Annotated in this window: 1 protein-coding gene; it reads left to right on the plus strand. The window is 64.0% G+C overall.

Annotation, left to right across the window (positions count from 1 at the left end; genetic code table 11):
* Positions 1 to 41: 41 nt before the first annotated feature.
* Positions 42 to 881, plus strand: coding sequence for an alkaline phosphatase family protein (locus EN781_RS33225; protein WP_126056961.1), 840 nt, complete (start codon positions 42 to 44; stop codon positions 879 to 881).
* Positions 882 to 968 lie beyond the last annotated feature (87 nt).

Genomic DNA, 968 nt, shown 5'->3' on the forward strand with positions numbered 1-968 from the left:
GCCCCAGACGCCGTCTCCCGCAAGACCGCATGGAGCCACCCGTGGCGCTCGCGACGAAGCTTCTGCTCATCATCCTTGACGGCGTGCCCTACCGGAACTGGCGCCGGCTGATGGGCAATCTCGAGGGCTGGGTTCAGTCGGGCGAGGCGCGGGTCTGGAAGATGCGCTCGGTGCTGCCGTCGACCTCGGCCTGCTGCTATGCCTCGATCCACACCGGGGTTGCGCCGCAGGTGCATGGCATCCTCTCCAACGAGAACCGGTTCAGGGTCCAGCAGCCGGACATCTTCTCCGAGGTCAGCAAGGCCAGCGGCAAGACGGGTGCCGTCACCCATTCCTATTGGTCGGAATTCTTCCGCTCCTGTCCGTTCGACCTCATCGAGGACATGGAATTCGACGAGCCGGGCGGGTCGATCACGCATGGCCGCTTCCACACCATGACCGGCTACAACGCCAGGAACCAGATGACGCCGAGCGATGTCGACCTGTTCGCGACGCTGACCATGCTGACCAGGCGCCACGGCATCGATTACGGCATCTTGCACACCTGCACGCTGGATTCGATGGGCCATCGCTTCGGCCATGACTGCCACGAGATGGACCATGCCGTCTATGCGATGGACGCGATGCTCGCCGCCTTCCTGCCGGTCTGGCGGCAAGCCGGCTACGAAGTGATCGTCACCGCCGACCATGGCCAGACCGACCGCGGCCATCATGGCGGCCACGACGACGAGATGCAGGATTTCGCCCTGTACTATTTCGGTCCGGGCAAGGGTCCCGAGCCAGACACGCTGCTGGACCAGTTGCAGCTGGCGCCGACGGTGCTGAAGCGCCTCGGCGTGCCAGTTCCGGCGACGATGAGGGCGAAGGCGTTTTTGGAGTGAAACGCGGCGTTGGCGCCTCCTCTCCCCGTCACTATACGGGGAGAGGGTAAGGGTGTCCGAACCCGATAGATAGGTAACAGAATGGAC

The sequence above is a fragment of the Mesorhizobium sp. M4A.F.Ca.ET.090.04.2.1 genome, from assembly GCF_003999085.1.
Lineage (GTDB): Bacteria > Pseudomonadota > Alphaproteobacteria > Rhizobiales > Rhizobiaceae > Mesorhizobium.